The sequence below is a fragment of the Microbacterium sp. NPDC080005 genome, assembly GCF_040702445.1.
GTDB classification, from domain to species: domain Bacteria; phylum Actinomycetota; class Actinomycetes; order Actinomycetales; family Microbacteriaceae; genus Microbacterium; species Microbacterium oleivorans_D.
Genome location: NZ_JBFBLD010000004.1, coordinates 66,606 through 83,128 on the forward strand (window position 1 = coordinate 66,606; position 16,523 = coordinate 83,128).

Consider the following 16,523-nt stretch of genomic DNA (forward strand, 5'->3'; position numbering starts at 1 on the left):
GGCGAGAGGAGTGCAGTGTGGCGCGACCCCGACCGACGAGCGCGGCCTCCCGCGTCTTCGTCGCCGTGTCGGCTGCCGTCGTGGTCCTGTCCCTTGCGATGGCCGGGATCCTGCTCTGGGAGGGGCAGCGCGCCGTCCGGGCGGAGGCCGAGCGGGTGACGCGCGCCGTCGCCGAGACCATCGCCGACAGCACGGGTGTCATCGATGCGCTCGCCGAGGGCGACCGCGCTGCGGCATCCCGCCTGCTGCAGCCCGAGATCGAGACGGTCATCGCCGACGCCGACGTCGACTTCGTGACGGTGATGGACCCGTCCGGCATCCGCGTCACCCACGCCGATCCGGCTCGAATCGGCGAACGCTACCTCGGGACCATCCCCGAGGGCACCAGGACCCTCACGGAGGAGTTCACCGGGACGCTCGGCCCGTCCGTGCGCACGATCGTGCCGGTCCTCGCGGACGGCGAGGTCGTCGGCCGTGTGTCGGTGGGCGTCACGATCGGGTCGATCGCCGAGACCCTGGGACCGCGCGTGCTGGTGGCGGTGGGCATCGCCGTCGTCCTGGCGGCAGCCGGTCTGGCGGGGGCAATCTTCGCCCGCCGGGCGACCCGCAGGGTGACCGGCGACCTCCCCGCGGGCGCGGTGCGCGACGCCGTCTCGTCGTACGAGTCCATGCGCACCCTCGGCGAGGCCCTGCGGGCGCAGACCCATGAGCACGGCAACCGGCTGCACACCGCGATCGCGCTGCTCGAACTCGGACGCACCGGCGAGGCGATCGAGATCCTCTCGGAGGACGCACGACAGAGCCAGCTGCTCGTCGACCAGGTCGCCGCCCGCCGCGAGGGCGATCCGACGGTGGGCGCGCTGCTGCTCGGCAAGGCGTCGCAGGCCGCCGAGCGCGGCGTGGAGTGGCGCGCTCGGATCGATGCGGACGCACCGCGGTCGGTCCTCTCCCCCGTCGACGCGGTGTCGGTCGTCGGGAATCTCATCGACAACGCGGTGGATGCCGCGGCATCCGGTCCCGCGCCGCGCTGGGTGGACGTGCGCATGACCCGCACCGCCGAGGACGAGCTGGCGGTCGAGGTCGCCGACAGCGGGCGAGGTGTGCCGAGCGAGATCGCGGACCGCATCTTCGAGCACGGCTTCTCGACCAAGCCCGCAGGTGAGTTCGGACGCGGCGTGGGGCTCGCCCTCGTCCGCTCGATCGTCGAGGAGGCCGAGGGCATGATCTCGGTGAGCTCCGATCCGACGACCTTCTCGGTCATCCTCCCGCGGCGGGACGCATGATCGGCGTCCTGGTCGTCGACGACGACGCCCTGACCCTGGAACTCCACCGGCACTACGTCGAACGGCTCGCCGGCTTCGAGGTCATCGCCGAGTGTTCGGGGGCGCGGGCCGCGGTCGCCGCCCTCCTCGACAGCCCGCGGGCGTCCGAGATCGACCTCGTCCTGCTCGACATGACGATGCCCGACGGTTCGGGACTGGACGTCCTGCGCCACCTCCGAGCCCGCGCGGGTGCCGTGGACGTCATCGCGATCACCTCGGTCCGCGACGCCGAAGTCGTGCGCCAGGCGATCACGCTGGGTGCCGTGCAGTATCTCGTGAAGCCCTTCACATTCGGCGACTTCCAGGACCGGATGCAGCAGTACCGACGCTTCCGCGACCAGGTGTCGCAGGCGGCCGGGGCGGCGACGCAGGCCGAGATCGATGCGATGCTCGGGGCGCTGCGCACCGCGCCGGCGCCCACGCTCCCCAAGGGGCTGTCCCCCGAGACCCTCGGCCGCGTGAGCGCCCTGCTGCGCTCGGGTCCCGCGTCTGCACGCGAGGCGGCGGAGCGCCTGGGGATGTCCCGCGTCGCCGCCCGCCGCTACCTCGAGCACCTCGCCGATGCGGGGCGCGCCGAGCGCGCGCAGCGGTACGGGACACCGGGACGCCCCGAGACGGAGTACCGATGGTCCCAGGCGAGCGACCGCTAGCGGTTGAGGTTCGCCCGCCCGCTCGGCCGTCCCACCACGACGTACTCGGGGACCTTGGCCGTGAGACCGTCGCCCGCCGTCCGTCCGCGCAGGCGGCGCCACATCCACGGCAGGGCGTCGCGGCGCAGCCATGAGCCGCCCGCCGGCGGGTCCTCGTCGACGTGGAAGGCCTCGTCGAGCCCGGCGAGCGCCTCCGCGTCGGGGACCCCGAGCGCGTCCGCGGCGCGATAGGCGACGTACCGGTGCCCGCGGGAGCGCAGGTGCACCTTGTCGTCCGCCCACAGATCGACGCGGGAGAGCTCGGGAAGCGCGGCGAGGTCGAGGAGGATCGCCCCTGTGCGCGCAGCCGCGCGGCGCAGATGGGCGTTGTACAGCGCGAACCGCCGAGCGAACAACCCGGCCGCGACCCGGTCAGGGAGGAACACCGTCGCGAGCAGCACGTCGCAGCCGGCGGCACGGAGTCGGGTGACGGCCTCCTCCACCTGCGCGGCCAGGACGAGGGGGTCGCAGTGCCATCGCGTGAGGTCGTTGGCGCCGATCAGCACCGACACCAGATCGGGGCGCATGTCCAGGCACCGGGGCAGCTGCTCGTCCATCAGGTGCCCGACCCGACGACTGCGGACGGCCAGATTCGCGTAGCGGAAGGGTCGCCGGTCGCCGCCGCCGAGCGCGAGCAGATGGGCGAGCCGGTCCGCCCACCCTCGGAAGGCCCCCGCCGGCATGCGCGAGGCATCGCAGAGGCCCTCGGTGATCGAGTCCCCCAGCGCGACGTAGCGCGACCACGACCGCGCTCCCTCCCGGGTCGGTGCCGAGACGTCGGGGCGCGGCCACGCATGGACGCGACGCCCGGCATCCGTCCGGTGCAGCATCACGGCCCGCTCGTAGTGTCCGACGAGGCGGTCCGCCAGTGCGTCCCAGGTGCGCCCTGACACGGCGTCCCGGGCGGCGCGGCCGAAGGCGCGACGCTTCGCGTCGTCGCCGGCCAGGTCGGTCACACGGGCGCGCAGGTCGGCGGTGTCACCGGGCCGGTACAGCCATCCGTCGACACTGCTGCAGACGAGATCGAGGGGGCCACCGGACCCGGTCGCCACGACCGGAACACCACTGGCCTGGGCCTCCTGGATCGTCTGGCCGAACGTCTCGCTCTCGCCCGGGTGGACGAACACGTCGAACGAGGCGAGCACCGACGCGAGCTCGTCACCGTCGAGGTGGCCGAGGAAGACCGCCTCCGGCATCAGCTGCTCGAGCGCGGGACGTGCGGGCCCGTCGCCGACGATCACGAGTCGGATGCCGGGGATCCCGCGCAGCGCAGCGAGGTCCTCCACCTGCTTCTCGGGCGCGAGCCGCCCGACGTATCCGATGATCACCTCGCCGGGCGCCATGCGCTCCCGCCAGCGGTCATCGCGTCGGTCCGGAGTGAACCGGTCGCCGTCGACGCCCCGACCCCACAGGGCGACGCGGTCGACGCCGAACCCCTCGAGTTGCGCGCGCGCCGACGCCGAGGGAGCCAGGGTGAGCGTCGCGCGCCGGTGCAGTCGGCGCACGTGGGCCTCGGCGAGCGCGGCCCCCTGCGGCAGCCCGTACCTGCCGACGTAGGCGACGACGTCGGTCTGATAGACGGCGACGGTGGGGAGCCGGCGCGACTCCGCGGCGACGAGACCCTGCCATCCCAGCAGGAACGGCGAGGCGAGGTGGACGACGTCGGCGTCGAATCGGGCGAGGTCCCGTGCGATGGAGGCGACCGGCGGTACGGCGAGGCGGACGGCGGGATATCCGGGCAGCGGCACAGACGGGACGGAGCGGCCCGGCATCCCGAGATCGTGGCGGCCGACGCCGGGCGCGATGACGAACACCTCGTGCCCGCGCCGCTCGAGATGCTCCCGGATCTGGAGGACGGACCCGGTGACCCCGTTCATGTGCGGGAGGAATGACTCGGTGACGACCGCGACTCTCACAGCACCAGGGTGCCGGGAGCAGGAGCCCGCACCGAGTGTCCCGGCCCCGGATCGTCGAGTGTTCATCCACCTCTCGCCGCGCGTCCACCGCGCCGTTCCCGGGCCGTCCCCCGTTCGCCCGACGTTCACCGCTGCCTGGTACACAGGCCGCGTGTTCGCCGATCTGCTCGCCGGTGTCGCCGGGGGTCCCTGGGCGCTTCCGGCGCTGTTCGCTCTGGTGTTCGCCGATGCCGTGCTGGTCGTCGTCCCGGGTGAGATCGCCGTGACCGCGACAGGAGCGCTCGCCGCGACCACAGGGACGCCCGCCCTCGCGGCCGTCATCGCCGTCGCGGCCCTGGCCGCGTTCTGCGGCGACGCGCTCTGCTACGGCGTCGGGCGGATCGTGGGTGTCGACCGGTGGCGATGGATGCGGCACCCCCGCATCCGCGCCGCCGTCGCGTGGGCCGGTGCTCGGCTCTCGAGGGGGACGGCGACCGTCGTCTTCACGGCACGCTTCATCCCGTTCGCGCGGCTCGCCGTCAACCTGACCGCCGGCGCGACGCGGGTCCCCGCGGCGCGCTACCTTGTGACGGTCGCGATCGCGGCGACGGCGTGGGCGGTCTATCAGGCGCTTGTGGGCGCGGCGGTGGGGAGCCTCCTGCCCGGCGAACCGCTGCTGGCCGTCGTGCTCTCGATCGCCGTGGCGATCGCGCTCGGGATCGTGATCGACGCGGCGGCGACCCGCTGGGCGGGCCGCCGCTCACGCTGATCGGGTCACTCCCCGGTGAGACCGCCCAGCAGGTGGCCGAACGAACCGCCCTTGCCGAGGTACGACTCGGGGTCGAACGGGTCGAGCGTCTCACCGGCCGGACGGCGCGTCACGGCATCCGCCAGTTCCCGCGCACCCCGCTCGATGCGGGCCGACAGGGGCGAGACGTCGTCGGCACGGGCGCCCCAGTCCGACGACGCGGCGAACACACCGGTCGACACGGCCTCCGCGTGCAGGTAGGCGAACAGCGGGCGGATCGCATAGTCGATCGCGAGCGAGTGACGCGCGGTCCCCGCGTTCGCGCCGATGAGCACGGGCTTCCCCTGCAGCGCATCCGGGTCGAGGACGTCGATGAACGACTTGAACAGACCCGAGTAGCTCGTCGAGAAGATCGGTGTGACGACGATGAGGGCGTCCGCCGAGACGACCGTGTTGATCATCGCCTCCAGTGCGGGCGGAGCGAAGCCGGTCAGCAGGTTGTTGGTGATGTCGTGGGCGTACTCGCGCAGCTCGAACGTGTCGACGGATGCCTCGACGTCCCGCTCGCGCAGGTCGGCCAGCACAGCCGCCGCGAGCTTGTCGGCGAGCATGCGGGTCGAAGAGGGGTTCGACAGCCCGGCCGAGACGACCGCGATCCGACGGCCGGTCATCGCGCACCGCCGAGACCGAAGGCAGCGCCGACGGGAGCCGGGGTGTCCTGGTACGGGCTCGGGCCCGAGAGGTTGTCGCCGCGGTTCGCGCGGGGACGTGCCTCACGAACGGGTCCGTCGCCGTAGGTGGCGGCGACCCGTGCGGCGTGGGTCGGGGCGTCGGGGACGATCGCGGGGCGATTCTCTGCGAGCTCCTTGCGCAACACCGGCACGACCTCCCCGCCGAGGAAGTCGAGCTGCTCGAGGACCATCTTGAGCGGGAGGCCCGCGTGGTCGACGAGGAACAGCTGACGCTGGAAGTCCCCGAACAGGTCTCGCATGCCGGCGTACCGGTCGATGACCTGCTGCGGCGATCCGACGGTGAGCGGGGTCATCTCGGCGAAGTCCTCCATCGACGGTCCGTGACCGTAGACGGGGGCGTTGTCGAAGTACGGTCGGAACTGCGCCGCGGCATCCTGCGAGTTCTTCGCCATGAACGCCTGGCCGCCGATGCCGACGATCGCCGTCTCGGGAGCGCCGTGCCCGTAGTGCTCCCACCGCTGGCGGTAGAGACCGATGAGGCGCTGGTAGTGCTCAGCGGGCCAGAAGATGTTGTTCGCGAAGAAGCCGTCACCGTAGTACGCGGCCTGCTCGGCGATCTCGGGGGTGCGGATCGACCCGTGCCACACGAACGGCGGCACGCCGTCGAGGGGACGCGGCGTCGAAGTGAAGCCCTGCAGCGGGGTGCGGAACTTCCCCTCGAAGTCGACGACGTCCTCACGCCACAGCTTGTGCAGCAGGGCGTAGTTCTCGATTGCGAGCGGCACGCCCTGACGGATGTCCTTGCCGAACCACGGGTAGACCGGTCCGGTGTTGCCGCGGCCGAGCATGAGGTCCATGCGGCCGCCCGACAGGTGCTGCAGCATGGCGTAGTCCTCGGCGATCTTCACCGGGTCGTTCGTCGTGATGAGCGTCGTCGAGGTGGAGAGGATGAGGCGTTCGGTCTGCGCCGCGATGTACGCGAGCGTCGTCGTCGGGGACGAGGACCAGAACGGCGGGTTGTGGTGCTCACCGATGGCGAAGACGTCGAGACCGACCTCCTCCGCGTGCTTGGCGATCTCTATCGTCGCGGCGATGCGCTCCCGCTCACTCGGGGTGTGGCCCGTGGTGGGGTCCTGCGTGATGTCGGTGACGGTGAAGATTCCGAACTGCACCCCGGGCCAGCTGGTGGTGCCGTTGGTGTCGCTCACGATGTCCCTCTCGATTCCCGGACGGATCGCGTCCGATTCATGCAAATGAATGTACCGGTGTCAACGCCTCCCTGTCCACGTTATTCCCGACGGGTACTCTGGCCCCGATGAGTACCGCCGCCTCCGGCAGCACACGCCGCATCCCCATCTGGGACAACGCCCGCGCCGCGTGCATCCTCCTCGTCGTCCTCGGGCACGCCATCCAGCGGCTCACGTACGACTCGGACATCGCGCAGAGCCTGTACTACCTCATCTACGCGTTCCACATGCCGGCGTTCGCGCTCATCTCGGGCTACTTCTCCCGCTCCGACCCGCCCAGCAGACGACGCATGACCCGCCTCATCACCGACATCGTCGTGCCGTATGTGATCTTCGAGGGGCTGTGGACTCTCACGAAGTTCCTCGTCGAGGGGCAGGCCAACCCGAACCTGACCCAGCCGTCATGGACCCTGTGGTTCCTGCTCGCCCTCGCCATCTTCCGGCTCGTGCTGCCGTACCTCTCTCTGCTCCGGATGCCGCTGCTGTGGACGCTCGTCATCTCGATCACCGTCGGCTACTTCCCCAACGTCGACGCCACACTGTCGCTCTCACGCACGCTGGGCCTGTTGCCCTTCTTCACGCTCGGGTGGTGGCTCAGCCACCACCGGGTCCTCGAACGCCACGGCCTCCTGCAACAGCGGAGGCTCTCGTTGCGGATCGCCGCCGCAGCGATCCTCGTCACCGCAGGCCTGTGTGCGTGGGCGTTCGTCACGCCCTTGAAGGAGATGAACCTCAGTCAGTGGCTCTTCTATGAGGAGAATTACGTCGATCTCGTCGGATGGCAGTGGTGGGCCGGCGGCGTCCGCCTGCTCCTCATGGCCCTGGCACTGGTGCTCAGCGTGTCGTTCTTCGTCCTCATCCCCCGTGGGGAGTACCGCTGGACGACGGTCGGGCGGTACACGATGTACGTCTACCTCCTGCACTCCTTCGTCCTCTACCCCTTCCGGGAGTCGGGTGTCCTGCGAGGTCTCGACCCGACCTGGCTGTGGCTCCCGCTCGTGTCGCTGCTCTCGGTGGCGATCACGGTGCTCCTGGCGTCGCGACCCGTCCGGCGGATCTTCCGCCCGCTCATCGAGCCGCGCCCGGGATGGCTGTTCGCGGACCCCGCCCTCACCCGGAGCGACGAGCGCCGCAACGACCCGACGGGATCGCGCCGACCGCCCCTTCCGGGCGGTGCACGACCGAGCGCCTGATCAGGCGGGCGCGAAGGGCAACCCGAACGCCGCGGCGACACCGTCGTTGGTGACGTGCCCCGCGCGCACGTTGAGCCCCTTCGCCAACGCCGGATCGGCCGCGGCCGCGGCATCCCACCCCCTGTCGGCGAGGGCCGTCACGAACGGCAGCGTCGCGTTGGTCAGCGCGCGCGTGGAGGTCTCGGGCACGGCACCGGGCATGTTGGCGACGCAGTAGTAGACGGCGTCGTGGACGGCGAAGGTCGGGTCGTCATGCGTCGTCGGGCGGGACCCTTCGAAGCAGCCGCCCTGGTCGATCGCGATGTCGACGAGGACCGCACCCGCCTTCATCCCCGCCACCATGTCGAGTGTCACGAGCTTCGGCGCCGCAGCACCGGGGATGAGGACCGACCCGATGACGAGATCGGCGGATGCCACCTGTTCCGCGATCTCGTAGCGGCTCGACGCACGGGTGTGGAGGCCCGCGTAACGCTTCTCGAGCTCGCGCAGTCGCGGCAGGGAGACATCGATGACGGTGACGTCGGCACCCATCCCGAGCGCGTTCGCGGCGGCGTGCTCGCCGGCCACGCCCCCGCCGATGACGACGACCTTCGCCTTCGGCGTTCCGGCGACACCGCCGAGAAGCGTTCCGCGCCCACCGGCCGCGCTCATCAGCGTGTGGGCGCCGACGGTGATGGAGATGCGCCCCGCGACCTCGCTCATCGGCGAGAGCAGCGGCAGCGATCGATCCGCGGCCTGCACCGTCTCGTACGCGACCGCCGTAGTCCCGGCGACGATGAGCGCCTCGGTCAACGGCCGGTCTGCGGCGAGGTGCAGATAGGCGAACAGCGTGAGATCGTCGCGCAGATGGCCGTACTCGGCGGCGATGGGTTCTTTCACCTTCACCACGAGTTCGGCCTGATCCCAGGTCGACGCGGCGTCGGGGGTGATCCTCGCGCCGGCGGCCGCGAAGGCCTCGTCCGAGAGCCGGGATCCGGCTCCGGCGCCGGACTGCACGAGGACCTCGTGGCCGCGGGCGACCAGAGCGTCCACCCCGGCGGGGGTGATCGCCACCCGGTTCTCGTTGTTCTTGATCTCAGTGGGGACCCCGATGCGCATGGCGCCACGCTCCTCGTCTGCGAGTGATGTGAATTCATCCTGCAGATCATTCGTTACGATCGCGTGACACACGAAGATCCTTCGGTGAAGATGATCAGATCAGTTCCCAGAGGAGCGTAATGACGAACGTGGAGCACGTTGCGACGAAGGATCTTCGGCCACCGGTGATGCTCGACGACGTCGATCGGTCGATCGTCGACGCGCTGGCCGTCGACGCCCGCCTGACGAATGCGGAACTCGCCGCGCGTGTCGGAGTGGCACCCTCCACCGCCCACGCTCGCACGCGCGCACTCGTCGACCGCGGCGTCCTCACGGGCTTCCACGCGAGCGTCGACCAACGCGTGGTCGGCGCCGGACTCCAGGCGATCGTCCACGTGACCCTCCGACCGGGGTCACGGCACGAGAGCATCACGGAGTTCGCGCACGAGGTGCGTGGCCTGCCGCAGGTCATCCAGATGTTCTTCCTCGGCGGATCTGACGACTTCCTCATCCACATCGCGGTTGCCGACTCGAGCGAGGTGCGCGCCTTCGTCGTGGAGCACCTCTCTGCCCAGCGCAGCGTTGCGAACACCCGGACGAGCATCATCTTCGATTACCACCGCAACCGCGTGGCGGCCCCCTTCCACTGACCCGGTAACGACCTGCAACATTGACGACCGCCTGCCGGACCCCTGCTTATCCTCGGACCATGTCCGCCCAGACCCTCCCCGTCCTCGACCTCTCCCTGCTCGATCAGGGTCCTGATGCCGCGTCGACGTTCCGCGCCGAATTGCGCCGGGCAACCCACGAAGTCGGATTCTTCTACCTCACCGGGACCGGGGTCTCCCCCGAACTCGAGGACCGACTCCACCGCGCCGCCCGCACGTTCTTCGCGCTCCCCGACGAGGCGAAGCTCGAGATCGAGAATGTGAAGAGCCCGCACTTCCGCGGGTACACGCGTATCGGCGGCGAACGCACGCAGGGCCTCGTGGACTGGCGCGAGCAGATCGACATCGGACCCGAACGTCCCGCCATCACCGATCCGGGTGCCCCGGCCTACGCCGCGCTCGTCGGACCCAACCTGTGGCCGAGCGCGCAGCCGGAGCTGCGCGAGATCGCCGAGGAATGGACGGCGATCCTCTCTGAAGTCGCCCGCACGCTTCTGCGCGCCTGGGCCGAAGCCCTGGGGGCACCGGCCACCTACTTCGACGACCACTTCGGCGAAGCCCAGACCTTGCTCAAGATCGTGCGGTACCCGGGCTCCACCGCGCCCGAGCCCCAGCAGGGCGTCGGCGCGCATAAGGATGCCGGTGTCCTCACGCTGCTCTGGGTGGAGCCCGGCAAGGGGGGCCTGCAGGTCGAGCGCGACGGCGAGTGGATCGACGCACCCGCTGTTCCCGGCTCCTTCGTCGTCAACATCGGCGAGCTGCTCGAGCGCGCGACCGGAGGCTATCTGACCGCCACCCACCACCGCGTCGTCTCGCCGCGCGCGCCCGAGGACCGCATCTCGGTCCCGTTCTTCTTCAACCCGTCGCTGGACGCCGAACTGCCGGCGATCGAACTGCCTGCCGAACTGGCCGCGCAGGCGCGCGGCGTGTCGCAGGACCCTCGGAATCCGATCCACGGCCTGCACGGCGAGAACGCCCTCAAGTCGCGACTGCGGGCGCACCCGGACGTCGCCGCGATCTGGCATCCGGATCTCGTCGCCGCGCGCGCCTGAGCCGGAACGATGAAGGCCGCCCCACACCGTGGGGCGGCCTTCTCAAGAATGTTTTGCGCGATTGAACGCTAGGTGCGATGCCTTATCGACGGAGGCCGAGGCGCTCGATGAGCGAGCGGTAACGGTTGATGTCGACGTCCTGGAGGTAGCCCAGGAGACGGCGGCGCTGACCGACGAGCAGGAACAGCCCACGACGCGAGTGGTGGTCGTGCTTGTGCTCCTTGAGGTGCTCGGTGAGGTCCTTGATGCGCTGCGTCAGCATCGCGACCTGCACCTCGGGGGATCCGGTGTCACCGGGGTGCGTCGCGTACTCTTCGATGATCGCCTTCTTGACGTCTGCTTCCAGTGCCATAGGTGATCCCCTTCCTCTTCGTTGCGCGGCGCCCGACGCCTGATGCGTGGGCTCTCTTTATCCGCGGCCGATCGAACGGCAACCACAGGAGTCTACACGACGGGAGCCCGCCCGACCGCGCGCGGTCAGTAGCGCGAAGTCACACCCAGGTACTCGTCCAAGGTGAGTCCGGTCTTCTTCAGGTGCGTCGCCGTTCCGGTGCCGACGTATCGCAGGTGCCAGGGCTCCCACCGGTACCCGGTCACATTCTCCTTGCCCTTGGGATAGCGGACGATGAAGCCGTACCGGTGAGCGTTCGCCGCCACCCATCGACCGGCGCGGGTCTCCCCCCAGGACTGCGAGATCGAGTTGACGTCGATGGCCAGCCCCGTCTGGTGCTCGCTGTGACCGGGGCGCGCCGAACGCCGTTCGGCTTCCGCCCTGCCGTGCTGACGCACCTTGCTCGCGAAGACGCTCTGCTGCGAGGCGTAGGAGCGGAAGCCCGAGATGATCGACAGCGAGATGCCGTCCTTCTTCGCGTCGGCCCGCATCCTGGACCACGCGCTCGTCAGCTCCGGACGGAGCCCGTTCCCATAGGACGACGGGAGCGGGATCGACTTGTTGACGATCAGGATGCCGCGGATGTGCATGGGCTTCGCCGGGGCGACCGTCGTCACTTTCGGCGACCCAGCGGATCGCCACTGGGCCGTCGTCACAGGCGAGAAGTAGCCCTTCATACGGTGGAGGATCGAGGATCCGGTCGACAGGCGCACGAACGAATCGCCGGGGATGCGCGGCCGGACGGTCACCTTCGGTCGCCCTGCGCGCGCGAACTCGGCGGAGCTGAGCGCCTCGACGGTGTCCACGGTCCGATCGGTGTCGGACGTCGGCCAGGAGACGAGCCCGTAGACCACCGGCGACCAGGACGTCTTCGCGTAGACCACCGGGGCTCGAGCCACGTGCGGCTTTCCCGCGCGCCGGTATTCGTCCGCCGTGATCACACGGTGGGAGCCATCGGGCCGGACGAAATGCACGGCGGGCGACCAGACCGCGCGATACCAGCCGCCTGCGATGACCCGGTCGGCGCGCGGAGACCCGGCTGCGGACCGTTCGGCGGACGTCATCTTCTTGGTCTTGCCGTCGGGTGTGCGAGCGTACAGGTCCCCGGGCCCGGACTGGTAGCGCAGGTAGCGCGTGGTCGGCACGTGGCCTATCAGGCGAACCTTCGGGGAGCCGGCACTCACGAACGACGCGCGGTCCAGCGCGACGACTTTGTCGACGCGGCGGTCGTCGCCTCCGTCGGGCCAGACGATCAGCGCGTAGACCTGCGGCGACCAGGTCGCCCGACCGTACTCCACCGGGAGGATGCGGAGGCGCGGGCTGCCCGCCGCCTTCCACTGCTCCCTCGAGAGCGCCGTGACGTTGCCGTCCGTGCGGGTCCGATAGATCCGCGGGTCCGTGGTCCACGGGGTGCGGTAATAGCCGTGCACCGTGATGGGAGGGGCGGGGGTCTCCGTGGGTGTGGGTGTGGGTGCGGGCGTCGGTGTCGGCGTCGGTGTCGCCGTCGCTGCCGACGCGGCTGGTCCGCTGCTCGACGTCGAGGTCTGCGCGGTCGCCACGCCCGGCGTCACGACGCCTGTCAGCACCACCAGTACGGCGGCGAGCACCGCCATCGATCGCGCCCGCAGGCCGACGTTCCCCATGGTGCCCACCATAGGGCAGGAGCCGGACGCACGTGTGGCCCGACCGGAGACCGGTCGGGCCACACGTCGCGGTGTCGATTCAGGCGACGTCGAGCAGATCGATGATGAAGATCAGCGTCTTGCCACCGAGGAAGTGCCCACCGGCGGGTCCGTAGGCGAGGTGCGGCGGGATGACGAGCTCGCGCCGACCGCCCACCTTCATGCCCGGGATGCCGTCCTGCCACCCCTGGATCAGCCCGCGGAGGGGGAACTGGATGCTCTCGCCGCGGTTCCAGGACGAGTCGAACTCCTCGCCGGTGGTGTACTCGACACCCACGTAGTGGACGGTGACGGTGTCGCCCGGCTTCGCCTCGGCGCCATCCCCCTCGATCAGGTCGCGCACGACCAGGTCGGCGGGTGCGGGCCCCTCGGGGGCGTCGATCTCGGGCTTGGTGCGGTCTGCAGTCATGAGTCCATCCAAGCCGAGGTCCATTCCGTGGTCAAAGCGGATCAGGCCTGGACGGAACCCTGCAGGTCGAGCTCGATGGTGACGTCCTTGCCGACGAGCACGCCACCGGTCTCGAGCGCCGCGTTCCAGGTCAGGCCGAAGTCCTCGCGGTTGATCACGGTCTTCGCGGTCGCGCCGGCCTTGTAGTTGCCCCACGGGTCGGTGCCGAAGCCGCCGAAGTCGACCTCGAAGGTGACGGGCTTGGTGACGTCCTTGATCGTGAGGTCACCGTCGACGAGGAAGTCGCCGCCCTCGACGCGCACGCCGGTCGAGGTGAAGGTGATCTCGGGGTAGTTCTCGACGTCGAAGAAGTCGGCGCTGCGGAGGTGACCGTCGCGGCCCTCGTCCTTCGTGTCGAGGGACGACGCGTCGACCTTGGCCTCGAGGGTGGCCTCGAGCGGGTTCTCGGGGGCGACGAGGGTCGCCTCCTTGACGTTGAAGTGGCCGCGGACCTTCGAGATCATCATGTGGCGGACGCTGAAACCGACCTCGCTGTGCGAGGCGTCGAGGATCCAGGTCCCCGCCTTGTAGCCGGGGATGTCGAGGGTCGCAGTGGAATCGGTCATGATGGTCCTTCGTCTGGGGATCCGGAGTGCTCCGGCGGTCGTGAAGGCGAAACGTCGCCGCATCCGACCCTATTCCCATGAATACAAAAATCGTCGCGCCGCGAGCACTCTTGACAGCGCAGGACGGGAGCGGGATCATTTTTCCAGGCCAACTCAGCGCCCGGAAGACTCGCAGGCATCGCCGCGGCACCGGGCGCTGAGTCTTTTCTCGGATGCCCGCGGTCAGCGCGCGAGGACGTCGGCGCGAGCGCGTGTGGCGCGCTCGAGGTACACGCGTTCGTCCGCCGCCGCGCCCGGGTCGCGGCCGGTCACCACGCGCTGGCGGGCTGCGGCCAGGGACGTCGCCTCGGCGATGAACCGCCGCATGGCGGCGGACCGGTCCCCCGGCAGCGTATGCGACCATGCGACGGCTCGGGCACGACCCGCGCGGGTCGCGAGCATGTCGACCTCACCGGCGGAGAACCACCCGGCCGCCGCGTACTCGCCGAGTCGCACACGGGTCAGTCGCGCCTCCTCGCGACGGAGCAGGACCACCGCCACGACGAACAGGACGAAGAGCGGGACCTGGAGCATCGCGTAGAGCGCGAAGAAGTCCGCGAAGACAGCGGAGCCGTTCCAGAGCGCGTGGAGGGCGATCGCACCGCCGACACCCACGATCCAGTGACCGCTGCCCGCTCCGCCACGAAGCCCCTTCCGTGCGGCTCGGCCGAGCGCGTATCCGGTGACGGCGGTGAACATGACGTGGGCGAACGGAGAGAGGACGCCGCGCAGGAAGAACGTGTAGGCGGCGCTCTCGACGCCTCCCGTGATGAGGCTGTCGGCGAAGTAGAGGATGTTCTCGGTGAAGGCGAACCCCGCACCGATGAGTGCGCCGTAGACGACGCCGTCGACCGGTCCGTCGAAAGCCCGGCGCGCGGCGACGAAGATGAGGAGGACACCAGCGCCCTTGGCGAGCTCTTCGACGATCGGCGCCTGCAGAACGGCCGACAGGGTCTCGGGGACCTCTGGGACCACCAGACCGACCATGAGATCCACACCCAGCGCGATCGCGACGGATCCCACCGCGCCCCACGCCAGCGCGAGGGCCACCAGCCCCTTGGGCTCCGGCTCCCAGCGGTCGACGATGCGGATGGCGAGGAGCACGAGAGTCAACGGGATCAACGCCAGGATCGCTGCGAGCACTGCGGCCACGGGGCCGAGGAAGGTCAGGAAGTAGGCCGCGAGACCGAGCGCGATGAAGCCGAGCACGATCGCTGCCAGCCACAGCACGATCCGCCCGCCGGTCGATGCCGGGACGCGAAGCTCCGGGCGCGGCGGGGCCGCCGGCGGCGGCGCCGGCGTCGAGTGGGTCGGCTGCGCAAGCGGCGACGGGAACGTCATGCGCTCAGCCTAGGGGCGGGTCGTCGCGGGGCATCGCCGCGCACCGGGGCGATAGCCTGGGGGCATGCGCTTCGCCCACGTTGTCCCCGACGGAGTCGACGAGCCGCAGCTGGTCCTGGTCGAAGAGGACCGCGCCACGATCGTGTCGCGACTTTTCGACGGTGCACCCTCGCGTCTGCAGCCGCTCGTCGAAGGAGGCGACCCCCTCCTCGACCGGGTCCGCGAGGCGGCCTCCGCGACCGACGTCGAGTGGATGCCGCTCGGCTCCCCCGTGTTCGCGTCCGCGATCCTCGACACCCCCGTCACGATCGCCGTCGGCTTGAACTACGCCGCCCACTCGAGCGAGCTCGGCCTGAAGGCCGATGCAGCGCCGACCATCTTCACCCTCTGGCCCGGCTCGCTCGGCGGGCACCGGCAGACCACCAGCTGGCCCCGTTCCCTGAGCCAGTCGGTCGACTACGAGGCGGAGCTCGGTGTCGTCATCGGTCCCGCCGCCCGCGACGTCGCACTCGAGGACGCTCTGGACCACGTGTGGGGGTACACAGTCGTCAACGACATCACGGCGCGCGACATCCAGTTCTCGGAGGCGCAGTGGTCCCGCTGCAAGTCGTTCGACGGGTTCACCCCGACGGGCCCGTTCGTCGTGACGGCTGATGAGATCTCCGATCCGCAGGATCTGCACATCTGGGCGGTCGTCGACGGACAGACGGTCCAGGACGCCTCGACGGGACAGATGATCCACCCCGTTGCGAAGCTCGTGTCCTACCTGTCGCGCTCGGCGACCCTGCTCCCGGGCACCCTCATCTCCACCGGCTCCCCGGGGGGCGCGGGCTACTCCCGTGACCCGCAGATCTTCCTCCGCGACCGCTCGACCGTCACGGTCGGCATCGACGGGATCGGCGAGCTGACGACGTTCTGCCGCATCACCGACTGACGCGGACGACAGAGGGCCCCGGATGCCGCGCATCCGGGGCCCTCTCTGCAGGGACTCAGTACCCGCTCTGCTCCAGCAGCTCCTGGCAGGACATCGTGACGCCCTGCCAAGTGACGGTGCCGGAGGGGTCCTCCATGCACGCGTTCACCTGATTGACGAGGTCGCCGCCCGCCCCGGCGAGCGCCGAGACGAGGGCGATGATGATGATGATCGCGATGATCATCAGCACGATGCTCACGATGATCGCGGCGATCGCCAGACCGTTCTTCACACCCGCCTTGCGGCTCTGGACGAGGGCGATGATGCCGAGGATCAGACCGATGAGCTGCGTACCGGGGATGATCGCGAGGATCAGGGCGACGATCGCCATCGTGCGACCGGGCGTCGAGCCGCCCGAGGGAGCGCCGTTGTACTGCGGAGCGTTGTTGTAGGCAGGAGCTTCGTAGGCCGGCGGCGCGGGCGGGACGTTCTGAGAGTTCGGCTGGTTGGGATCAGTCATGGGAGTGTCCTTCTGGTCGGTCATCGGCCGGGATTACGAC

17 protein-coding genes are annotated in these 16,523 nt (G+C 70.1%); 7 read left to right on the top strand and 10 right to left on the bottom strand.

The genetic code is table 11. From position 1 onward, the window contains the following. Positions 1 to 17 precede the first annotated feature (17 nt). A complete protein-coding gene (locus AB0259_RS14865) occupies positions 18 to 1,283 on the top strand; it encodes an ATP-binding protein (RefSeq protein WP_366223215.1) in 1,266 nt (421 codons plus the stop codon). Beyond that, positions 1,280 to 1,972 (top strand): response regulator, encoded by a 693-nt coding sequence (locus AB0259_RS14870; protein ID WP_366223216.1) that lies wholly within the window; start codon positions 1,280 to 1,282, stop codon positions 1,970 to 1,972. Before AB0259_RS14865 ends, AB0259_RS14870 begins: the two co-directional genes overlap by 4 nt. On the opposite strand, the gene AB0259_RS14875 is transcribed toward AB0259_RS14870, so the two are convergent. Beyond that, on the bottom strand, positions 1,969 to 3,927 hold the full coding sequence (locus tag AB0259_RS14875) for a glycosyltransferase (protein ID WP_366223217.1): 1,959 nt from the start codon (positions 3,925 to 3,927) through the stop codon (positions 1,969 to 1,971). The two genes, AB0259_RS14870 and AB0259_RS14875, sit on opposite strands and share 4 nt — an antisense overlap. A gap of 151 nt (positions 3,928 to 4,078) precedes the next feature. Here AB0259_RS14875 and AB0259_RS14880 point away from each other — a divergent pair, with 151 nt between their 5' ends. Then, positions 4,079 to 4,675, top strand: coding sequence for a VTT domain-containing protein (locus tag AB0259_RS14880; RefSeq protein WP_366223218.1), 597 nt, complete (start codon positions 4,079 to 4,081; stop codon positions 4,673 to 4,675). A 5-nt stretch (positions 4,676 to 4,680) separates the two neighbouring features. On the opposite strand, the gene AB0259_RS14885 is transcribed toward AB0259_RS14880, so the two are convergent. Continuing rightward, positions 4,681 to 5,325 (bottom strand): FMN reductase, encoded by a 645-nt coding sequence (locus AB0259_RS14885; RefSeq protein ID WP_251582504.1) that lies wholly within the window; start codon positions 5,323 to 5,325, stop codon positions 4,681 to 4,683. Beyond that, a complete protein-coding gene (locus AB0259_RS14890) occupies positions 5,322 to 6,554 on the bottom strand; it encodes an LLM class flavin-dependent oxidoreductase (protein WP_366223219.1) in 1,233 nt (410 codons plus the stop codon). Before AB0259_RS14890 ends, AB0259_RS14885 begins: the two co-directional genes overlap by 4 nt. Positions 6,555 to 6,661: 107 nt before the next feature. Here AB0259_RS14890 and AB0259_RS14895 point away from each other — a divergent pair, with 107 nt between their 5' ends. Continuing rightward, positions 6,662 to 7,786, top strand: a complete 1,125-nt coding sequence (locus AB0259_RS14895; RefSeq protein WP_366223220.1) for an acyltransferase family protein — start codon at positions 6,662 to 6,664, stop codon at positions 7,784 to 7,786. On the opposite strand, the gene ald is transcribed toward AB0259_RS14895, so the two are convergent. After that, complete coding sequence (ald, locus tag AB0259_RS14900; RefSeq protein ID WP_366223221.1) at positions 7,787 to 8,884, bottom strand: alanine dehydrogenase; 1,098 nt, start codon at positions 8,882 to 8,884, stop codon at positions 7,787 to 7,789. 119 nt (positions 8,885 to 9,003) lie between these two features. On the opposite strand from ald, the gene AB0259_RS14905 reads away from it, so the two are divergent. Further along, positions 9,004 to 9,513 carry an Lrp/AsnC family transcriptional regulator gene (locus AB0259_RS14905; RefSeq protein WP_251582496.1) on the top strand — a complete coding sequence of 170 codons (510 nt, stop codon included), beginning with the start codon at positions 9,004 to 9,006 and terminating at the stop codon, positions 9,511 to 9,513. A gap of 59 nt (positions 9,514 to 9,572) precedes the next feature. Continuing rightward, on the top strand, positions 9,573 to 10,583 hold the full coding sequence (locus tag AB0259_RS14910; protein ID WP_366223222.1) for a 2-oxoglutarate and iron-dependent oxygenase domain-containing protein: 1,011 nt from the start codon (positions 9,573 to 9,575) through the stop codon (positions 10,581 to 10,583). A gap of 82 nt (positions 10,584 to 10,665) precedes the next feature. Here the strand turns inward: AB0259_RS14910 and rpsO are convergent, their stop codons facing one another. From rpsO to AB0259_RS14935, 5 genes are all read right to left on the bottom strand, one after another. Next, positions 10,666 to 10,935 (bottom strand): 30S ribosomal protein S15, encoded by a 270-nt coding sequence (gene rpsO, locus AB0259_RS14915; RefSeq protein ID WP_018187174.1) that lies wholly within the window; start codon positions 10,933 to 10,935, stop codon positions 10,666 to 10,668. A gap of 125 nt (positions 10,936 to 11,060) precedes the next feature. Then, the gene (locus AB0259_RS14920) at positions 11,061 to 12,617 is read right to left on the bottom strand and encodes a M15 family metallopeptidase (protein WP_366223223.1); all 1,557 of its coding nucleotides are present in this window, start codon (positions 12,615 to 12,617) and stop codon (positions 11,061 to 11,063) included. Between the two features lie 79 nt (positions 12,618 to 12,696). Then, the gene (locus AB0259_RS14925; RefSeq protein WP_251582490.1) at positions 12,697 to 13,065 is read right to left on the bottom strand and encodes an FKBP-type peptidyl-prolyl cis-trans isomerase; all 369 of its coding nucleotides are present in this window, start codon (positions 13,063 to 13,065) and stop codon (positions 12,697 to 12,699) included. Positions 13,066 to 13,106: 41 nt separating this feature from the next. Further along, positions 13,107 to 13,670: a YceI family protein gene (locus AB0259_RS14930; protein WP_366223224.1), complete on the bottom strand. Its 564-nt coding sequence runs from the start codon at positions 13,668 to 13,670 to the stop codon at positions 13,107 to 13,109. A gap of 222 nt (positions 13,671 to 13,892) precedes the next feature. Next, positions 13,893 to 15,050 carry a PrsW family intramembrane metalloprotease gene (locus AB0259_RS14935; RefSeq protein WP_366223225.1) on the bottom strand — a complete coding sequence of 386 codons (1,158 nt, stop codon included), beginning with the start codon at positions 15,048 to 15,050 and terminating at the stop codon, positions 13,893 to 13,895. A gap of 64 nt (positions 15,051 to 15,114) precedes the next feature. Here AB0259_RS14935 and AB0259_RS14940 point away from each other — a divergent pair, with 64 nt between their 5' ends. After that, positions 15,115 to 15,984: a fumarylacetoacetate hydrolase family protein gene (locus AB0259_RS14940; RefSeq protein WP_251582472.1), complete on the top strand. Its 870-nt coding sequence runs from the start codon at positions 15,115 to 15,117 to the stop codon at positions 15,982 to 15,984. Positions 15,985 to 16,039: 55 nt separating this feature from the next. Here AB0259_RS14940 and AB0259_RS14945 read toward each other — a convergent pair whose 3' ends face one another. Further along, positions 16,040 to 16,483, bottom strand: coding sequence for a DUF4190 domain-containing protein (locus tag AB0259_RS14945; protein ID WP_366223226.1), 444 nt, complete (start codon positions 16,481 to 16,483; stop codon positions 16,040 to 16,042). Positions 16,484 to 16,523: the final 40 nt, after the last annotated feature.

Excerpts from the sequence above, each read along its gene's own strand:
- AB0259_RS14870 (WP_366223216.1), top strand. The coding sequence starts at position 1,280 with ATGATCGGCGTCCTGGTCGTCGACGACGACGCCCTGACCCTGGAACTC.
- AB0259_RS14885 (WP_251582504.1), bottom strand. The coding sequence starts at position 5,325 with ATGACCGGCCGTCGGATCGCGGTCGTCTCGGCCGGGCTGTCGAACCCC.
- AB0259_RS14895 (WP_366223220.1), top strand. The coding sequence starts at position 6,662 with ATGAGTACCGCCGCCTCCGGCAGCACACGCCGCATCCCCATCTGGGAC.
- ald (WP_366223221.1), bottom strand. The coding sequence starts at position 8,884 with ATGCGCATCGGGGTCCCCACTGAGATCAAGAACAACGAGAACCGGGTG.
- AB0259_RS14905 (WP_251582496.1), top strand. The coding sequence starts at position 9,004 with ATGACGAACGTGGAGCACGTTGCGACGAAGGATCTTCGGCCACCGGTG.
- AB0259_RS14910 (WP_366223222.1), top strand. The coding sequence starts at position 9,573 with ATGTCCGCCCAGACCCTCCCCGTCCTCGACCTCTCCCTGCTCGATCAG.
- rpsO (WP_018187174.1), bottom strand. The coding sequence starts at position 10,935 with ATGGCACTGGAAGCAGACGTCAAGAAGGCGATCATCGAAGAGTACGCG.
- AB0259_RS14920 (WP_366223223.1), bottom strand. The coding sequence starts at position 12,617 with ATGGGGAACGTCGGCCTGCGGGCGCGATCGATGGCGGTGCTCGCCGCC.
- AB0259_RS14925 (WP_251582490.1), bottom strand. The coding sequence starts at position 13,065 with ATGACTGCAGACCGCACCAAGCCCGAGATCGACGCCCCCGAGGGGCCC.
- AB0259_RS14930 (WP_366223224.1), bottom strand. The coding sequence starts at position 13,670 with ATGACCGATTCCACTGCGACCCTCGACATCCCCGGCTACAAGGCGGGG.
- AB0259_RS14935 (WP_366223225.1), bottom strand. The coding sequence starts at position 15,050 with ATGACGTTCCCGTCGCCGCTTGCGCAGCCGACCCACTCGACGCCGGCG.
- AB0259_RS14940 (WP_251582472.1), top strand. The coding sequence starts at position 15,115 with ATGCGCTTCGCCCACGTTGTCCCCGACGGAGTCGACGAGCCGCAGCTG.
- AB0259_RS14945 (WP_366223226.1), bottom strand. The coding sequence starts at position 16,483 with ATGACTGATCCCAACCAGCCGAACTCTCAGAACGTCCCGCCCGCGCCG.